At 71.5% G+C, this 16062-nt stretch carries 16 protein-coding genes; 5 read left to right on the top strand and 11 right to left on the bottom strand.

Features of this window, described 5'->3' with window-relative positions; translation table 11 throughout:
- Nucleotides 1–4: 4 nt before the first annotated feature.
- Nucleotides 5–1066, bottom strand: coding sequence for a zinc-binding alcohol dehydrogenase (locus tag KBX00_RS18690; protein WP_307868864.1), 1062 nt, complete (start codon nucleotides 1064–1066; stop codon nucleotides 5–7).
- 142 nt (nucleotides 1067–1208) lie between these two features.
- Between KBX00_RS18690 and KBX00_RS18685 the strand changes: the two genes are divergently transcribed.
- Nucleotides 1209–2615, top strand: a complete 1407-nt coding sequence (locus KBX00_RS18685) for a KamA family radical SAM protein (RefSeq protein WP_210828753.1) — start codon at nucleotides 1209–1211, stop codon at nucleotides 2613–2615.
- A 67-nt stretch (nucleotides 2616–2682) separates the two neighbouring features.
- On the opposite strand, the gene KBX00_RS18680 is transcribed toward KBX00_RS18685, so the two are convergent.
- Entirely contained in the window at nucleotides 2683–2877 is a 195-nt protein-coding gene (locus KBX00_RS18680) for a CsbD family protein (RefSeq protein ID WP_210828751.1), read from the bottom strand.
- 304 nt (nucleotides 2878–3181) lie between these two features.
- Between KBX00_RS18680 and KBX00_RS18675 the strand changes: the two genes are divergently transcribed.
- Nucleotides 3182–3793: a histidine phosphatase family protein gene (locus KBX00_RS18675; protein WP_210828750.1), complete on the top strand. Its 612-nt coding sequence runs from the start codon at nucleotides 3182–3184 to the stop codon at nucleotides 3791–3793.
- A gap of 47 nt (nucleotides 3794–3840) precedes the next feature.
- Here KBX00_RS18675 and KBX00_RS18670 read toward each other — a convergent pair whose 3' ends face one another.
- From KBX00_RS18670 to KBX00_RS18650, 5 genes are all read right to left on the bottom strand, one after another.
- Nucleotides 3841–5544, bottom strand: coding sequence for a CDP-glycerol glycerophosphotransferase family protein (locus tag KBX00_RS18670; RefSeq protein ID WP_210828749.1), 1704 nt, complete (start codon nucleotides 5542–5544; stop codon nucleotides 3841–3843).
- A 2-nt stretch (nucleotides 5545–5546) separates the two neighbouring features.
- Nucleotides 5547–7001 (bottom strand): polysaccharide pyruvyl transferase family protein, encoded by a 1455-nt coding sequence (locus tag KBX00_RS18665; protein WP_210828747.1) that lies wholly within the window; start codon nucleotides 6999–7001, stop codon nucleotides 5547–5549.
- Between the two features lie 244 nt (nucleotides 7002–7245).
- The gene (locus KBX00_RS18660; protein ID WP_210828746.1) at nucleotides 7246–7716 is read right to left on the bottom strand and encodes an Lrp/AsnC family transcriptional regulator; all 471 of its coding nucleotides are present in this window, start codon (nucleotides 7714–7716) and stop codon (nucleotides 7246–7248) included.
- A gap of 63 nt (nucleotides 7717–7779) precedes the next feature.
- Complete coding sequence (locus tag KBX00_RS18655) at nucleotides 7780–8922, bottom strand: acyl-CoA dehydrogenase family protein (RefSeq protein ID WP_210828744.1); 1143 nt, start codon at nucleotides 8920–8922, stop codon at nucleotides 7780–7782.
- Nucleotides 8919–10034: a Xaa-Pro peptidase family protein gene (locus tag KBX00_RS18650; protein ID WP_210828739.1), complete on the bottom strand. Its 1116-nt coding sequence runs from the start codon at nucleotides 10032–10034 to the stop codon at nucleotides 8919–8921. The genes KBX00_RS18655 and KBX00_RS18650 overlap by 4 nt, the downstream gene beginning before the upstream one ends.
- Nucleotides 10035–10209: 175 nt before the next feature.
- On the opposite strand from KBX00_RS18650, the gene KBX00_RS18645 reads away from it, so the two are divergent.
- Nucleotides 10210–10437 (top strand): hypothetical protein, encoded by a 228-nt coding sequence (locus tag KBX00_RS18645; RefSeq protein WP_210828738.1) that lies wholly within the window; start codon nucleotides 10210–10212, stop codon nucleotides 10435–10437.
- Nucleotides 10438–10449: 12 nt separating this feature from the next.
- On the opposite strand, the gene KBX00_RS18640 is transcribed toward KBX00_RS18645, so the two are convergent.
- Nucleotides 10450–10830 (bottom strand): VOC family protein, encoded by a 381-nt coding sequence (locus tag KBX00_RS18640; RefSeq protein ID WP_210828737.1) that lies wholly within the window; start codon nucleotides 10828–10830, stop codon nucleotides 10450–10452.
- Nucleotides 10831–10938: 108 nt separating this feature from the next.
- Between KBX00_RS18640 and KBX00_RS18635 the strand changes: the two genes are divergently transcribed.
- Nucleotides 10939–11847, top strand: a complete 909-nt coding sequence (locus tag KBX00_RS18635) for a 5'-3' exonuclease (protein ID WP_210828863.1) — start codon at nucleotides 10939–10941, stop codon at nucleotides 11845–11847.
- A 63-nt stretch (nucleotides 11848–11910) separates the two neighbouring features.
- On the opposite strand, the gene KBX00_RS18630 is transcribed toward KBX00_RS18635, so the two are convergent.
- From KBX00_RS18630 to KBX00_RS18620, 3 genes are read right to left on the bottom strand one after another with little or no spacing between them, the layout of a single operon-like run.
- The gene (locus tag KBX00_RS18630) at nucleotides 11911–12723 is read right to left on the bottom strand and encodes a sugar phosphate isomerase/epimerase family protein (RefSeq protein WP_307868861.1); all 813 of its coding nucleotides are present in this window, start codon (nucleotides 12721–12723) and stop codon (nucleotides 11911–11913) included.
- Complete coding sequence (locus KBX00_RS18625) at nucleotides 12720–13874, bottom strand: DUF993 family protein (protein ID WP_210828736.1); 1155 nt, start codon at nucleotides 13872–13874, stop codon at nucleotides 12720–12722. The genes KBX00_RS18630 and KBX00_RS18625 overlap by 4 nt, the downstream gene beginning before the upstream one ends.
- Complete coding sequence (locus tag KBX00_RS18620; RefSeq protein ID WP_210828735.1) at nucleotides 13871–15022, bottom strand: Gfo/Idh/MocA family protein; 1152 nt, start codon at nucleotides 15020–15022, stop codon at nucleotides 13871–13873. Before KBX00_RS18620 ends, KBX00_RS18625 begins: the two co-directional genes overlap by 4 nt.
- 191 nt (nucleotides 15023–15213) lie before the next feature.
- Between KBX00_RS18620 and KBX00_RS18615 the strand changes: the two genes are divergently transcribed.
- On the top strand, nucleotides 15214–16053 hold the full coding sequence (locus KBX00_RS18615; RefSeq protein ID WP_210828728.1) for a class I SAM-dependent methyltransferase: 840 nt from the start codon (nucleotides 15214–15216) through the stop codon (nucleotides 16051–16053).
- The last annotated feature ends 9 nt before the right edge of the window (nucleotides 16054–16062 follow it).

The raw sequence follows: 16062 nt of genomic DNA, 5'->3' as shown, positions 1-16062 counted from the left end.
GGCCTCAGTCTGCCGCCAGCCGCGACTCGAACAGCCCACGCACCCCCGGCTCACCCCGCAACAGACCCAACGCCAACTCCGCGTGCCCCGGCACGTACCCGTTGCCGACAAGCATCGTCACGTCCGCCGCCAGACCCTCCGCACCCAACGCCGCCGCCGCGAAGCTCGTCGCCATCGAGAAGAAAATCACCGTGCCGCCGCCCCCGGTCGCCAGCACCGCGCCGTGCTCACAGCCCGGCACGTCCACGCACACCACCGTCACGTCCGCCGGCACCCCCAGCGCCGAGGTCACCGCCGACGACAACGCCACCGGATCACGGGCATCGGCCACCGCCACCACGTCGGCCAGACCCGCCGCCACCAGCGCGTCCCGCTCCGCGACCACCGGCACCACCCCGACCGTACGGCCCGCGCCTGCCCGCCGCGCCGCCGCCAGCGACAACGAACCACTCTTGCCCGCGCCGCCGACCACCGCCACCGTGACCGGCCGGGCATCCCCCTCGGCCGCCCGCTCGGCCATGTACCGGGCCACCACCCGCGACGTCAACGCCGGCGCACCACACACGTCCAGCACCGCCAGGGACAGCTGCGGGTCCAGATCCGCCGGCAGCACCGCCGCCACCGACCGGGCGAACAGGATCGCCCACCCTTCACACGGCACCTGCTCGCTGCGGCCGTCCCAGCCGGCCAGCCCGTCCGTCACCACCAGCGGGGTCAACGTCAACGACACGAGCGTGGCCACCCGCTCGCCCGCCTTGAGCCCCAACGGCGACCGCCGGCCCGTCTCCTCGACGGTGCCGATCAGCATGCCGCCGGACCCGGTCACCGGGTTCTGCATCTTTCCCCGGGTCGCGATGATGTCGAGCACCTCGGCCCGGATCGCGTCGCCGTCCCCATCGTGCTTGACGGACAACTGCCGGAAACTCGCGGCGTCCAGGTTGAGCCGCTCCACCCGGATCCGCACCTCGTTCGGCGCGATCTCCGCACGTGTGTCGAGCCGCCAGGCGGCCTGTGGCAACACGCCCGCAGGCTCCAGGACGCGGTGCAGACCCACCGGTGACGTCACACCGACCTCCCCCTGTCCGGCCGCCTGAAGCCTCGCTTTGGACTCGCATGGCGGGAAAACTTACGGCAGAATAATTTCTCTACCGAAATTTTTCCAGTAGCCTTCGGGTCGCTGATCACCCAGGCAGACCAGAGGAGGGGCCGTGACCCAGACCCGACCGCCGGCGCAGACCATCCCGGCGCCCACGCCGGCCCTCACCACCACCCGCACCGGCCAGCCCTACGAATACCGCCGCAGCCCCCTCGTCGAACCCGACTGGACCCGCTTCCCCGGCTGGCGCGAGGTCACCCGCGACCAGTGGGAGAGCGCCCAGTGGCAGCGCGTCAACTGCGTCAAGAACATCAAGCAACTGCGCACCGTGCTCGGTGACACCGTGGACGACACCTTCTACGCCGACCTCGAAGCCGACCAGCGCGCCCTGGCCACCATGTCCATGCTGGTGACCCCACAGATGATCAACACCATGGCGCCGTACGGCCCACCCACCACCGAGACGCTGCTCGCCGACCCGATCCGGCGCTACATGATCCCGGTCGCCTCCGACCGGCGCACCGACTGGCCGTCACACCCCTACGCCACCCGCGACTCCCTGCACGAACACGACATGTGGGTCGCCGAGGGCCTCACCCACCGCTACCCCACCAAGGTCCTCGCCGAACTGCTCTCCACCTGCCCGCAGTACTGCGGGCACTGCACCCGCATGGACCTGGTCGGCAACTCCACCCCCACGGTGGACAAGCTCAAGCTCACCCTCAAGCCCGTCGACCGCTACGACGCCCACATCAGCTACCTCAAGGCCCACCCCGGCGTACGCGACATCGTCGTCTCCGGCGGCGACGTGGCCAACGTGCCCTGGCGCAACCTTGAGTCGTACCTGATGCGCCTCCTGGAGATCGAAACCATCCGCGACATCCGGCTCGCCACCAAGGCCCTCATGGGCCTGCCACAACACTGGCTGCAACCCGACGTCGTCGAGGGCCTGGAACGGGTCGCCCGCACCGCCGCCCGCCGCGGCGTGAACCTCGCCATCCACACCCACGTCAACCACGCCCAGTCGCTCACCCCGCTGGTCGCCAGGGCCGCCCAGACCGCCCTCGACATCGGCGTGCGCGACGTACGCAACCAGGGCGTGCTGATGCGCGGAGTCAACGCCACAAGCACCGACCTGCTCGACCTCTGCTTCGCGCTCCAGGGCGAGGCGGGCATCCTGCCCTACTACTTCTACATGTGCGACATGATCCCCAACGCCGAGCACTGGCGGGTCCCGTTCTGGCACGCCCAGCAGCTCCAGCACGACATCATGGGCTACCTGCCCGGCTACGCCACCCCACGAATCGTCTGCGACGTGCCCTTCGTCGGTAAGCGCTGGGTGCACATGGTCACCGAGTACGACCGGGAACGTGGCATCTCCTACTGGACGAAGAACTACCGCACCTCCATCGAGTCCGCCGACCTGGCGGCACTCAGCAAGCGCTACGCCTACTACGACCCGATCGACACTCTCCCGGAGGCCGGTCAGCAGTGGTGGCGCGTCCACCGCGACGACTGATTCCCGCACGACACACCGCGAAGCGGGCCGCCGGAATGATCCGGCGGCCCGCTTCCGTACCGGGCGGTCACTTCCTGAAGGCGTCCTTCGCGTTGCGCCCAGCCTCCTTCACGTTCTCACCGGCCTGACGGGCACGGGCATCGCCCTGCTGGCTGGCGCCCTCGGCCCGCATGCGCTCGTTGTCGGTCATGTCGCCGATCCGCTCTCTGGCGGCACCGCTCAGTTCCTCGACCTTGTTCTTCGCCTTGTCGGTGAAGCTCATGTCGCCTCCCTGCCTGTTTCGGCGGTTGACGGAGCGGACCGCTCCGCTCTCCTTGGTGTCCCCCCGTGCAGTGAGCTGAAACGGCCTTGCGGGGTGGTGAAGCCTGGCACAACCGCTACTGCATCCTAGGACACTAGGTGTGTAGCGGGTCTTGGACCCGTGACGCGACTGAGCGCTGAAAGCGATCCGGTCGCCGTCCGGCATCGGACCCGGTGTCCTGGTTGACTGAGGACATGGGCGAGCGAATTCTTCGGATCGGCGCAGTCAGCGCGCACCGCACCGCGCAGCACGCTGAGGCGCGGGCATGAGCGAGATCCTGCTCGTCCGGCACGGCGAGACCACCTGGAGCGCCAGTCGCCGTCACACCTCGTACACCGATCTCAATCTCACCCCCGACGGCGAGCGACAGGCCCGCGCACTCGGACCGGCCCTCGCCGGACGACGGTTCGTCGCGGTGCTGACCAGCCCACGGATCCGGGCGCTACGCACCGCGCAGCTGGCCGGGCTGCCGGTCACTGACTCCGACGACGACCTCGCCGAGTGGCACTACGGCGTCTATGAGGGCCGCACCACCGCGGAAATCCAGGACGAGCGCCCCGGGTGGAGCGTCTGGACCGACGGGTGCCCGGGCGGCGAGTCGCCAAGCGAGGTCGGTGAGCGCCTGGACCGACTGCTCGCCAAGCTGCATCCCCTGCTCGACCGCGGCCCGGTCGCATTGGTCGGTCACGCGCACGCGCTGCGCGTGCTGGGCGCCCGGTGGATCGGCCTGCCGCCCTCCGCCGGCGGGCTGCTCCGACTGGACACCGCCACCCTCAGCCTGCTCGGTCACGAACACGGCCGGCGGGTGATCCTCCGCTGGAACCAACTCGTCGCCCAGCCCTCCGGGCCCGCGCGGGAGCCGACGGCCCGGCACTGACCGACCGGGAAGCGGTTCCGGGCGGCGTCGAGCCGGTAGGTGGAGCCTCAGAGGTGGCGCGACGCCTCGTCCAGGAAGTGCTGGGCGTACCGCTCCGGCGGGATGTCGCCGAGGTAGTACTTCTTGAGGTCGTGCCGGGTGGGAACCAGGGGGTCGGCACCGAGGAAGTCGTCGAGGATCGCGTCGAGTCCCTGCACCCGGCCACTGTGCGCGTCGATGATGTAGCCGGCCCGTCCCAGGGGGAACTCGTCGGTGAACGTCACCGCCGACGTCGAGACGGCCACCATCGCGAAGGGCTTCTCCGAGTACAGATAGTCGGCCACCACACTCGACACGTCCGACACCATCGCGTCCGAGGCGTTGAAGCAGTCGACCACCGACATCTTCACCTCGGCCTGGTTGCCGAAGACGTGCTGCCGCCCGTTGACCCGGTGGTCCTCCTCCAGCAGCGCCCGGATCCGGTCACACTCACGGGCCAGCGCCGGGGACCGGCGGCTGTACGGGTGGGGCCGGAAGACGATGCTGCAACCGCGCGCGACCAGGGCCTTGACGATGTCGTAGCCGACGTGCAGCGAGGAGTAGTTCGAGTCGGCGTAGAAACCCGCCCAGGTCGGTGCGTACAGCACCCGGGGGTTGGCGATCGAGGCGATCGGCTTGGCCGCCACCGCCACGTTCTCCACCTGGGGCCGCCCGACGACGGTGAACATCTCCATCGGCATGCTTACCCCGTTGGCCGCGAACCGGTCGATGGCGGCCTGGCCGGCGACGAAGTTCTTGTCGTACATCCGGAAGACCGGGTTGTGACTCGGCACCTTGTCGCTGTCGCCGTGGTTGAGCTGGATGTGCGTCAGCTTCGTGTACCGGATGAGGTGGTTGTTCCTCGTCGCGGTGTTCACGTAGAAGGCGACCCGCAGGGACGGGGTGACGACGTCGTCCAGGTCCTCCAGGGCGGTCCGGAGCACCACCGGGGCCGTGGTGAGCGCCGCGACCTCGTTGAAGTTGGCCTCGCTGCGGACCAGCACGAAGAACCTCCGACCGAGGCGCTCCAGGTACGGCAGCCACATCGCGATCTGGTACGCGGTGCCAGCGGGCGCGTTCCAGTGCACGACGAACGCCGGCTCGTGGGCGGACAGCGCGGTGAAGAGGTTCTGCTCGCTGGTCCGCCTGGCCCGTACCCTGGTCAGCGCCTGCCACGAGGTGAACAGCGCCAGGCCGAGCGCGGCCGCCGACACCGCCGCGGAGATCACTGCGAGGGCGCCGGTGAACGCGCAGCCGAGTGCCACCAGCACCGCGGCACCGTTGACCAGCACGCTGCGGCTGGTGTTCGGACGCCGGTAGGGTCGCGCCCCGATCCCCGGCAGGTTGGCGGTGACCGGGTAGGCGGCACGGGACATGAGCCCCAGCGGCGCCTCGCCGAGCACCGCCAGACCGGCCAGGGCAACGCCGACGGCGAGCGCGGCATCGACGCCGCCGTGCACCACGCCGACCAGGTACGCGCAGGCGAGCAGGAGTACCCGCGGCACGACCGCCTTCGCGGTGGGCACCGCTCCCCCGCGCAACGCACCACGCCACGTCCAGGCCAGCAACACGGCCGCGAGCAGGGCCGGCGGCAGTGCCCAGAGGCGGGAGCCGCCCACCGCCGCCAACAGCAGCGCGACGAGGGCCGACACCTCGATCGTGGTGGAGACGAATCGCCCTCCCGCCTTCGAGGCCAGCAAGGCCGTCAACCCGGACTTCTCCGGATCAGCCATCGTCACCGTCGGCCCCCATTGGACAACGGGTTGATCCGCAGGACACGCCCCATCCGGCCCCGCCAGCTCGCCAGCGACTCCTGCTGCACCTTGAGTTCCTTTTCCAACTCGGTTACCCGCTCCTCGAGCGTCTTCTTTCCGCGCGGTTCGCGGAAGGGTGGTTCGAATTCGTACGCGCGGCGCTCCAGGTCGCCCTCGTGCCCCTGCCGCAGCCAGCGCAGCCGGGACATGACCTGGCGCCGTCCGACCACGTCCGAGGCCATCAGCGTGTGCACCGGGCCGGGGAACTTGGCGGCGGCGAGCGCCTTGTCGTAGGCGGGGTTCTCCTTGCCCGGCTGGAACACGTGCTCAAGGTCGTTGTGCTCGAGGAATCGCACGTAGGTGTCGAAGGTCTCGGCCTGACGCGGCCCGAAGGCGTCGAAATCCGCCTCCTCGTAGAGCCGCTGCGCGTCGACATCCGGCGGCAGCTCCGAGTAGAGGCGGTACGGAATGCCGTGGTACTCGGAAAGCTCGACGGTGCGGGAGTCGTGGGCCAGCACCACCGACGGTGTGCCCGCCAGCACACCCGCGACGTTGCCGTGGATGCGGGTACCGAAGGCGAAGTGCTGCTCGGCCATGAACTCGACCCAGGTCGACGCGTCCACGAAGAAGCGCATCCGGTCGTTCTCGTACAGCGGATGGTCGGTGTGGATGGGCATCCGCTTGTTGGGGACCTTGGCCGGGTTCTCGCCCCACAGCATCAGCGCCAACCGGTGATGCTGCTGCGGCACGATGACGCTGTTGGGGTACCGGTCGGTGTTCGCCTCGACCAGTCGGTCCACGCCCTTGACCTTCGGGGTGTACGAGATGGCCATCGGGCTGTCGTAGGCCAGCCGATCCACCTTGCGCACCAGGGGTCCCAGCGGCCCGTTGCCGAACATCGACGGGCAGCCGATCACTCGCACGTGCTCGTCGCCGAAGCCCAGGTACTTCAGCAGGCGGGCCGTGTACTCGCCGCGTACGCCGATGGAGGCCGACCGGTCGAGCACGGCCCGGGTGAACCGGGTGACGATCTTCTTGTAGTCGTCGGGTAGCGAGTCGAACTCGGTGCCGTACGGCAGCTGCGCGCCGATGCCGACCACCGTGACCGGGATCTTCAACCGCTCGATGACCTTGGCGAGACGCTCCAGGTGTGGCAGGAAGGTGTCCCGGTACGAGTTCGCCATCGGCAGGACGAACCGGTCGAACTCCTCGTTGGTCCGGTTGATGTAGGTGCCCAGGTGCACCGGGCGCTCATGCACGTAGGAGTTCGCGACCACCTCGGCGCCGGGCACGCTCAGCACCCGGAACACCGCGCTGTAGAACAGCATGTTCCCAGAGTTCGACCCGAAGACACCCAACCGAGAGGTGGACAGGCTTTGCTCATGGGACAGCGCTGTCAACGGGCTCTTGCCGGCGCGGATGAGGATGCGTGTCATGGGCGTACCCCGGACGCCGCCTGGCTGGAGCGCGATCGCATCGATCGGTTCACCTCATCCTCCCCTTCGAGACACGCGACGTGACCGGGACGGGGCGGCACGAATCGGCCCGGCGTCCGGTCATGATCCGGGTCTCACTTTCCGCTGAATCAGGGATGGATCCTAGCCGCGTCTCCGGTGCGGCGGCAGCACGGGGTGTCCCGGGTCAGCCCGCCTGCCGGTTCGCCACCTCGGGCGACACGTCTCAGGGGCGGTGGTGGTTCGCCGGGTGGCCGACGACCTTGGGTGGCCGATGCTCGTACGGGGTGGACAGCACCACCGTCGTGCGGGTGGTGACGTTCGCCGACGTCCTGATCTGCTGGAGCACCCGTTCCAGGTCGACCGGGCTGGCCACCCGGACCAGCAGCAGGTAGAAGTCCTCCCCCGCCACCGAGTAGCAGGAGTCGATCTCCGGCAAGTGCGCCAGCCGTTCCGGCGCGTCGTCCGGCTGCGACGGATCGAACGGCCGGATCGCCACGAACGCCGTCAGGGGCAGGTCCAGCGCCTCGAACGAGACCCGCGCGGCGTAACCCTTGATCACCCCGCGCTGCTCCAACCGACGGACCCGCTGGTGCACCGCGGAGACCGACAGGCCGACCTTCTCCGCCAGATCCGTGTACGACAGTCGGCCGTCCGCGGTCAGCGCCACCACGATGGCGCGGTCGATCTCCTCCACGGCGTGCAACCTACCGGGTACGACGGGTCGACGCGACTGACAAACCACTCGCCGTCGCTACGGTCAGCCCTTCGCCAGCGCCCGGGAGATCACCAGCCGTTGGATCTGGTTGGTTCCCTCCACGATCTGCAGCACCTTCGCCTCTCGCAGGTACCGCTCGACCGGGTGGTCGGCGACGTAACCGGCACCGCCGAGCACCTGCACCGCCTCGATGGTCACCCGCATCGCCACGTCGGTGGCGAACAGCTTCGCCTTGGCCGCCTCGATGGAGTACGGCCGACCGGCATCGCGCAACCGGGCCGCCGCCAGCGTCAACGCCCGCGCGGCGGAGATCTGGGTGGCCAGGTCGGCCAGGGTGAAGCCGAGCCCCTGGAAGTCGATGATCGACCGGCCGAACTGCTCACGCTGCCGGGCGTAGTCCACCGCGTAGTCCAGCGCCGCCTGGGCCAGCCCGACCGCACAGGCCGCGATGCCCAACCGACCGGAGTCCAGTGCCGCCATGGCGATGGTGAAGCCGGCACCCTCGCCGCCGATCAGCCGGTCGGCCGGCACCCGAGCCTCGTCGAAGACGACCTGCGCCACCGGAGAGGAGCGCAGCCCCATGGTGCGCTCGGCGGCCTGCGGATGCACACCCGGCGTGGCGCGGTCGGCGAGCAGGCAGGAGATGCCCTTCGGGCCCGGGCCGCCGGTGCGGCAGAAGATGTTGTAGAAGTCGGCCACCTGCGCGTGGGTGATCCACGCCTTGGTGCCGGTGACCAGATAGCCGTCGCCGGCGCGCACCGCCCGGGTGGTCAGCGCCGCGGCGTCCGAACCGCCCTGCGGCTCCGACAGGCAGTACGCCCCGAGCAACTCGCCGCCGATCATGTCGGGCAGCAGCTTGCGCTGTTCCTCGCTGCCGAAGGCGGCCACCGGGTAGCAGGACAGGGTGTGCACGCTCACCGCCTCGGCGACCGCGAGCCAGCGGCCGGCCAGGATCTCCAGCACCTGAAGATAGACCTCGTACGGCTGGGCGGCGCCGCCGTACTCCTCCGGGTACGGCAGGCCGAGCAGCCCCGCCCGGCCCAGCGTGCGCAGCACCTCCCGAGGGAACTCGGCCCGCTGCTCGTACTCGACGACCTTCGGCGCGAGTTCCCGGTCGGCCAGCTCGGTGGTCAACTCCAGCAGGTCGCGAGCCTCGTCGGTGGGCAGGATCCGGTCGACAGTCATAGCGCGATGAGCTCCGTGGGGATGGTGTTGAGCCGTCGTACGCCGTCCGTGGTGCAGACGACGATGTCCTCGATCCGGGCGCCGTGTCGCCCGGCCAGGTAGATGCCCGGTTCGACGGAGAAGGCCATCCCGGCGGCCAGCGCGCGGTCGTTGCCGGCCACCACGTACGGCTCCTCGTGGCCGTCCAGGCCGATGCCGTGACCGGTGCGGTGCAGGAAGGCGTCGCCGTAGCCGGCCGCGGTGATCGGCGCACGGGCGGCGGTGTCGACGGCTGCGGCACGCACTCCCGGCCGGACCGCCGCGACGGCGGCGTGCTGTGCCTCGTGCAGCACCGCGTAGTAGTCGACGAACTCGGCCGGCGGTGGGCCGCCGACCGCATAGGTGCGGGTGCAGTCGGAACGGTAGCCCGAGGGCATGGTGCCGCCGATGTCCACCACGACCGGTTCACCCGCGCCGATCGGCCGGTCGGAGGTGCCGTGGTGCGGGCTGGCGCCGTTCGGGCCGGCGGCCACGATGACGAAGTCGACGGTGACGTGGCCGGCGGCCCTGATCGCGGCGGCGATGTCGGCGGCCACCTCCGCCTCGGTCCGCCCCGGCCGTAGCCACTGCCCCATCCGGGCGTGCACCGCGTCGATGGCCGCGCCGGCCTCGGCCAGGGCCTCGATCTCCGCGGCCGACTTGTGGACGCGCAGCTCCCGCAGGACCGTCGAGGCGAGCCGCTGCCGGGTGTCGGGCAGCAGCGCACGCAGTGCCAGCACCTGCTCGGCCCACATCCGGTCGGCCAGCCCGACCGCGCCGACCGGCCCGCCCAGGGCGGCGGTCACCAGTGGGTACGGGTCCGTGCCGTCGGGGTGGTCGACGATGCGTACCCCGGTGGCCGGCGCCGGCGACGCCTCGGCCGCCGGGCGTTCCAGGGTCGGCACGATCAGCGTCGGCTCGCCCTCGGCGGGCAGCACCAGCAGGGTCAGCCGTTCACCGGCGTGCGCGTCGTAGCCGGTCAGGTAGCGCAGGTCGGAGCCGGGGCTGAGCATCAGCGCGTCCAACCCGGCCGCAGCGACGGCCCGCTGCGCGGCGGCCAGGCGCCCTGGCGGATACAGCTCCTCGAACCCCACACCGCTAGCTTAACGGTCGTTTGGTCCGGTCGGCGCTGACGGTGCCGGACCACCACGACGCACCGGTCAGGAATCGAGAAGCACCGACCAGCCGGACGTCACTAGCTTGACCAGGGTAGATCCCCGGCCGGGCAGCCGCTCGGGCCGGTGCGGAGAGCCACCCGGGAGGTTCATGATGAGTGGGAACAACTGGATCCGGCAGGCACATCGGTGGCTGGCGATCGCGTTCACGGTGACCGTCGTCGTCACCTTCGTCGCGCTCGCGCAGGAGGATCCGGTCGTCTGGATCTCCTACGTGCCGCTGCTGCCGCTGGCCCTACTGCTGATCACCGGCCTGTACCTGTTCGTGCTGCCGTACGCCGTCAAGCGACGCGGCAGGCGGGGTACGGCCGGCGCGAGCTGACGGCACGGCGGGTCAGTCCGTCAGCCAGAGGCAGAACGGGTGGCCGTCCGGGTCCAGGCAGACCCGGACGTCCTCCTGCGGCTGGAAAGCGGCAAGCGTCGCCCCGCAGGCCAGTGCGTGTTCCAGCGCGGCCGGCAGATCCTGCACCCCGATCTCCAGGTGCATTATCATCTGCTGCCGACCGGGCTGCGCCGGCCAGCTCGGCCGCACGTACGCGCGTTCCCGCTGGAAGGACAGCCCGACCCCACCGTCGGCGGCACGCAGGATCACGTCGTCGGCCTCCTCGACCGCGATGTCCCAGCCGAGCAGGCGCGCGTAGAAGCGGGCCAGGGCCGCCGGGTCGGGCGTGTCGAGGTTCACCGTGGTCAGCGTCAGCCGGGTCGGTACGGTCATCGGTCCCTCTCCCTCGTCGCGCCGGCGGCACGCACCGCCGACCTGCGGTCCGCCGTGAACGTCGGTGCGGTGTGCCAGGCTGTCGGCGTGACAGCGCAGACCCCGATCATGCTCATCGACGCGCCCAGTCTCTACTTCCGGGCGTACTTCGGCATCCCCGAATCCGCCGCGAGGACCGCCGACGGTCAGCCGGTCAACGCCGTGCGCGGGTTCCTCGACATGCTCGCCCAGCTGGTGCGCACCCGGCGGCCAGGGCGGATGGTGTGCGCGATGGACCACGACTGGCGGCCGGACTGGCGGGTCGCGCTGCTGCCGTCCTACAAGGCGCACCGGGTGGCTCCGGAGGGCGGCGAGGTGGTGCCGGACACCCTCTCCCCGCAGGTGCCGATGATCCTGGAGGTGCTCGAAGCGCTGGGGGTGACCGTGGTCGGCGCGACCGGCTACGAGGCCGACGACGTGCTGGGCACCCTCTCGGTCACCCAGCCCGGCCCGGTGGAGGTGGTCTCCGGTGACCGGGACCTGTTCCAGCTGATCGACGACGCCCGGGGCGTTCGGCTGCTCTACGTCGGGCGGGGGGTGGCCAAGTTGGAGGACTGCGACGACGCCGCGGTGCGGGCCCGCTACGGCGTGCCGGCCGACCGCTACGCCGAGTTCGCCGCGCTGCGCGGCGACCCGTCCGACGGGCTGCCCGGGGTGGCCGGCGTCGGCGAGAAGACCGCCGCCCGGCTGGTCGACAGGTACGGCGACATCGCCGGCATCCTCGCCGCCCTGGACGACCCGGCCGCCGGCTTCGCACCCGGGCTGCGCACCAAGCTCGACGCGGCCCGGGACTACCTGGCCGTGGCGCCGAAGGTGGTCCGGGTCGCCCTGGACGTGCCGCTGCCACCGCTGGCCACCGAGCTGCCGGTGGCGCCGGCCGATCCGGAACGGCTGCTCGACCTGGCCGAGCGGTGGAACCTCGCCGGCTCGACCCGGCGCCTGGTCGACGCGCTCGCCACCCGCACCGCGACGAGCTGATCCGCTCGCGAGCCGGCTCGGTCGACGATCCAGCCCGGCAGTGGCCGGTCGACGCGCCGCAGGTCACACGACCTCGCGCAGGTAGCCGTCGATGGCGGCGGCCAGGATCCGCTCGCCGGGACGGGCCCAGACCTCGGCGTTGAAGACCTCCACCTCGATCGGGCCGGTGTAGCCGGCCGCGTCGACCGCCTCGCGCAGCCGGCGCAGCTCGATGCAGCCGTCGCCGGGCAGCGCCCGGCCGAGCAGCACCCCCTCCGGCAGCGGGGTGACCCAGTCGCAGACCTGGAAGGCGGCGATCCACTCCCCCGCGCGGGCGATCTGGTCGTGCACGGTGTCGTCCCACCACACGTGGTACGCGTCCACCACCACCCCGACCACGCCCGGGTCGAACCGCTCGGCGATGTCCAGCGCCTGACCGAGGGTGGCGATGACGCACCGGTCGGCGGCGAACATCGGATGCAGCGGTTCGATGGCCAGCCTCACCCCGGCGGCGTCGGCGTGCGCGGCGAGTTCGGCGATCGCGTCGGCCACCCGGGCGCGGGCGCCGTCGATGTCCCGGCTGCCGGCGGGCAGGCCACCGGAGACCAGGACCAGCACCGGGGCGCCGAGCGTGGCCGCCTCGTCGATGGCCCTCAGGTTCTGCTCCCGCCAGTCGTCGGCGGTGAAGAACCCACCCCGGCACAGGGTGGTGACCGTCAGCCCGGCGTCGCGGACCAGCTTCGCGGTACGGCCGAGCCCGTACTCGGCGACCGGCTCCCGCCACAGGCCGATGCCCGGCACTCCGGCGGCGGCGCAGCCGGCGACCAGGTCGGGCAGCGGCCAGTGCTGGGCGGTGGCCTGGTTGAACGAGAACCGCCGCAGCGCCGCCCGGCTCACTGGGTCACCCCGGCCACGGTGAAGAAGGCCCGGGCCCGGGCGGCGGCCAACTCGGCGTCGGGCAGCAGGCCGGCGGCGTCGGCGAGGGCGAGCAGGGTGCCCAGGTGCTCGGGTGAACGGCCGGACTGCAACCCGCCGACCATCGTGAAGTGCTCCTGGTGCCCGGCCAGCCAGGCGAGGAAGACGATGCCGGTCTTGTAGTACCAGGTGGGCGCGGCGAACAGGTGCCGGGCCAGCGGCACGGTCGGAGCGAAGATCTCGTCGTACCGGCCGAGGTCGCCCCGGTCGAGGGCGGCGAGCGCGGCCGACGCGGCGGGTGCGATGGCGGCGAAGACCCCGAGCAGCGCGTCGGAGTGGCCCGCCGCGTCGCCCCGGATGAGTTCCGGGTAGTGGAAGTCGTCGCCGGTGTAGAGGCGTACGCCCGCCGGCAGCCGGCGGCGCAACGCCACCTCGCGCCCGGCGTCGAGCAGCGACACTTTGATGCCGTCCACCCGGCAGGCGTGGGCCTTGAGCAGCTCGACGACGGTGTCGGCCGCCAGGTCCAGGTCGGTGGTGCCCCAGTAGCCGGACAGGGCCGGGTCGAACATCGGACCGAGCCAGTGCAGCACCACCGGCTCGTCGGCGGCGTGCAGCAGCTCGTCGTACACCCGCAGGTAGTCCTCGGGGCCACGGGCGGCGGCGGCCAGGTGCCGACTGCACATCAGCACCGGCACCGCCCCCGCGTCGCGCACGTCGTCGAGCTGCTCCCGGTAGGCGGCGGTGACCTCGGCGAGCGTCGCCGGGCCAGGCGGCAACTGGTCCGTGGCGGCCCCGGCGACGATCCGGCCACCGACGGACCGCGCCTCGGCCGCGCTGCGCCGAATCAGCTCCCGGGTCGCCGGGTAGTCCAGACCCATGCCGCGCTGCGCGGTGTCCATCGCCTCGGCCACCCCCAGGCCGTAGGACCACAGGTGGCGGCGGAAGGCGAGGGTACGGTCCCAGTCCAGGACCGCCGGGGCGCCCGGGGTGTTGTCGCCGGCCGGGTCGGCCACCACGTGCGCGGCGGCGTACGCGACGCGGCAGGTCGGCGGACCGTCGGGACGGGGATGCCCGGTGCCGCCGGACAGCCGGATCCGCCGGCCGCCGGGCAGGGCCACCTCGGTGCCGTTCACAGGGTCAGCTCCGGCACCTCGACGCGGCGTCCCTCGCGGGCCGACAGCAGGCCCAACTCGGCCAGTTGCACGCCACGGGCACCGGCCAGGAAGTCCCACGGGAACGGCTCGCCGGTGGCCACGTGCCGCAGGAACGCCTCCCACTGCACCTTGAAGCCGTTGTCGAAGTCCTCGTTGTCCGGCACCTCCGTCCACTGCGAACGGAAGTCCTCGGTGGCGGGCAGGTCCGGGTTCCACACCGGCTTGGGGGTGACCGCCCGGTGTTGCACCCGGCAGCGCCGCAGCCCGGCGACCGCGCTGCCCTCGGTGCCGTCGACCTGGAACTCGACAAGCTCGTCGCGGTGCACCCGGACGCACCAGGACGAGTTGAGCTGGGCGATGACGCCACCGGCCAGCTCGAAGACGCCGTAGGCGGCGTCGTCGGCGGTGGCCTCGTAGGGCCGCCCGGCCTCGTCGACCCGACGCGGGATGTGGGTGGCGATGGTGGCGGAGACCGCGCGTACCTCACCGAACAGTTCCGCGAGGACGTAGTGCCAGTGCGGGAACATGTCCACCACGATGCCGCCGCCGTCGGCGGACCGGTAGTTCCACGAGGGGCGTTGGGCGGGTTGCCAGTCGCCCTCGAAGACCCAGTAGCCGAACTCGCCGCGCACCGAGAGCACCCGGCCGAAGAAGCCGCCGTCGAGCAGCCGCTTGAGCTTGCGCAGCCCCGGCAGGAAGAGTTTGTCCTGCACCACGCCGGTGCGTACGCCGGCCGCCCGGGCGGCGCGCGCCAGGTCCAGGGCGGCCGCGGTGTCCTCGGCGAGGGGCTTCTCGGTGTAGATGTGCTTGCCGGCGTCGATGGCCTGCCGGATGGCCTTCTCCCGCTGCTGGGTCACCTGCGCGTCGAAGTAGACCTCGGTGTCGTCGCGGGCCAGGGCGGCGGTCAGGTCGGTGGTCCAGTCGGCCAGGCCGTGTCGTTCGGCGATCTCGCGCAGCTTCGCCTCGCTGCGGCCGACGAGGACGAGATGCGGCCAGGCGGTGGTGCCGTCGGCCAGCGGCACCCCACCGGCGGATCGGATGGCCAGCAGGGAGCGCACCAGATGCTGCCGGTATCCCATCCGGCCGGTGACGCCGTTCACGATGATGCCGATCGACCTGCGGGTCATGGGGGTCCTTCCGTCGTACGCGCTCGGACCGGGTGAGGTAAGCGCTTTCCCGCCCAGATTAGGCCGCACCTCCGAAGCCAGGCAAGGGCTTACCTAACGGCGGTGTCTCCGGCCTCGGCGGCCGACACCGGGCCGCCGAGGCCGGAGCAAATCGCTCGTCACCCCGCCACCGGAACGAGGACCATCAGTGCATGGATCGCCAGTCCGACGAGATCGTCACGTACTACACCGACCGGTACCGCGAGGACCTGCGGCTCGCCGCCCGGCCACAGGCCCGGCTGGAACGGACCCGCACAGTGGAACTGCTGCGCGAGCACCTGCCCGCACCGCCCGCCCGGATCCTGGACGTCGGCGGAGGACCCGGCGAGTACGCCCGCGACCTCGTCACCCTCGGCTACCGGGTACGCCTGCTCGACCTGGTGCCCGCGCACGTCGCCCAGGCCCGCGCCGGCCACCCCACCGTCGACGCGGACGTCGCCGACGCCCGCGCGCTGCCCGAGCCCGACGACAGCTACGACGCCACCCTGCTGCTCGGGCCGCTCTACCACCTGCCCGAGCGCGCCGACCGGTGCCGGGCCCTGGCGGAGGCGGTCCGGGTCACCCGGCCCGGTGGTCGCGTCCTCGCCGCCGCGATCTCACGATTCGCCGGGCCGCTGGACTTCGCCGCCACCGGTCGGCTCGACGAACCGATGGTCAGGGAAGCCGCAGCGCTGCTCACCGACGGCCGCAACGACGCGCGTCTCGGCTTCACCCACGCCTACTTCCACCGGGTCGAGGAACTGCTCGACGAGTGCCGGACCGCCGGCCTGGTCGAGCTGGCCGTCGACGGCGTCGAGGGACCAGCCTGGACCGCCGCCGAGGCGGCCGCGCACGGGCCGATGGCGCAGACCGTGTTCGACGCCGCGCTGCGGCTCGCCCGCGTCTACCGAACCGAGCCCGCCCTGGTCGCGGCGAGCGCTCACCTGCTCGCCCGGGGCACCGCCCCCGATCCGTCGGACATCGACCGGGACCGGCCGGACCTGCCGGCTTGACCTGCGCCA

This window comes from Micromonospora sp. C95 (assembly GCF_018070465.1).
Taxonomy (GTDB): domain Bacteria; phylum Actinomycetota; class Actinomycetes; order Mycobacteriales; family Micromonosporaceae; genus Micromonospora.
Note: the sequence above shows the minus strand (reverse complement) of the source record. Positions and strands in the feature narration are given on the sequence as shown.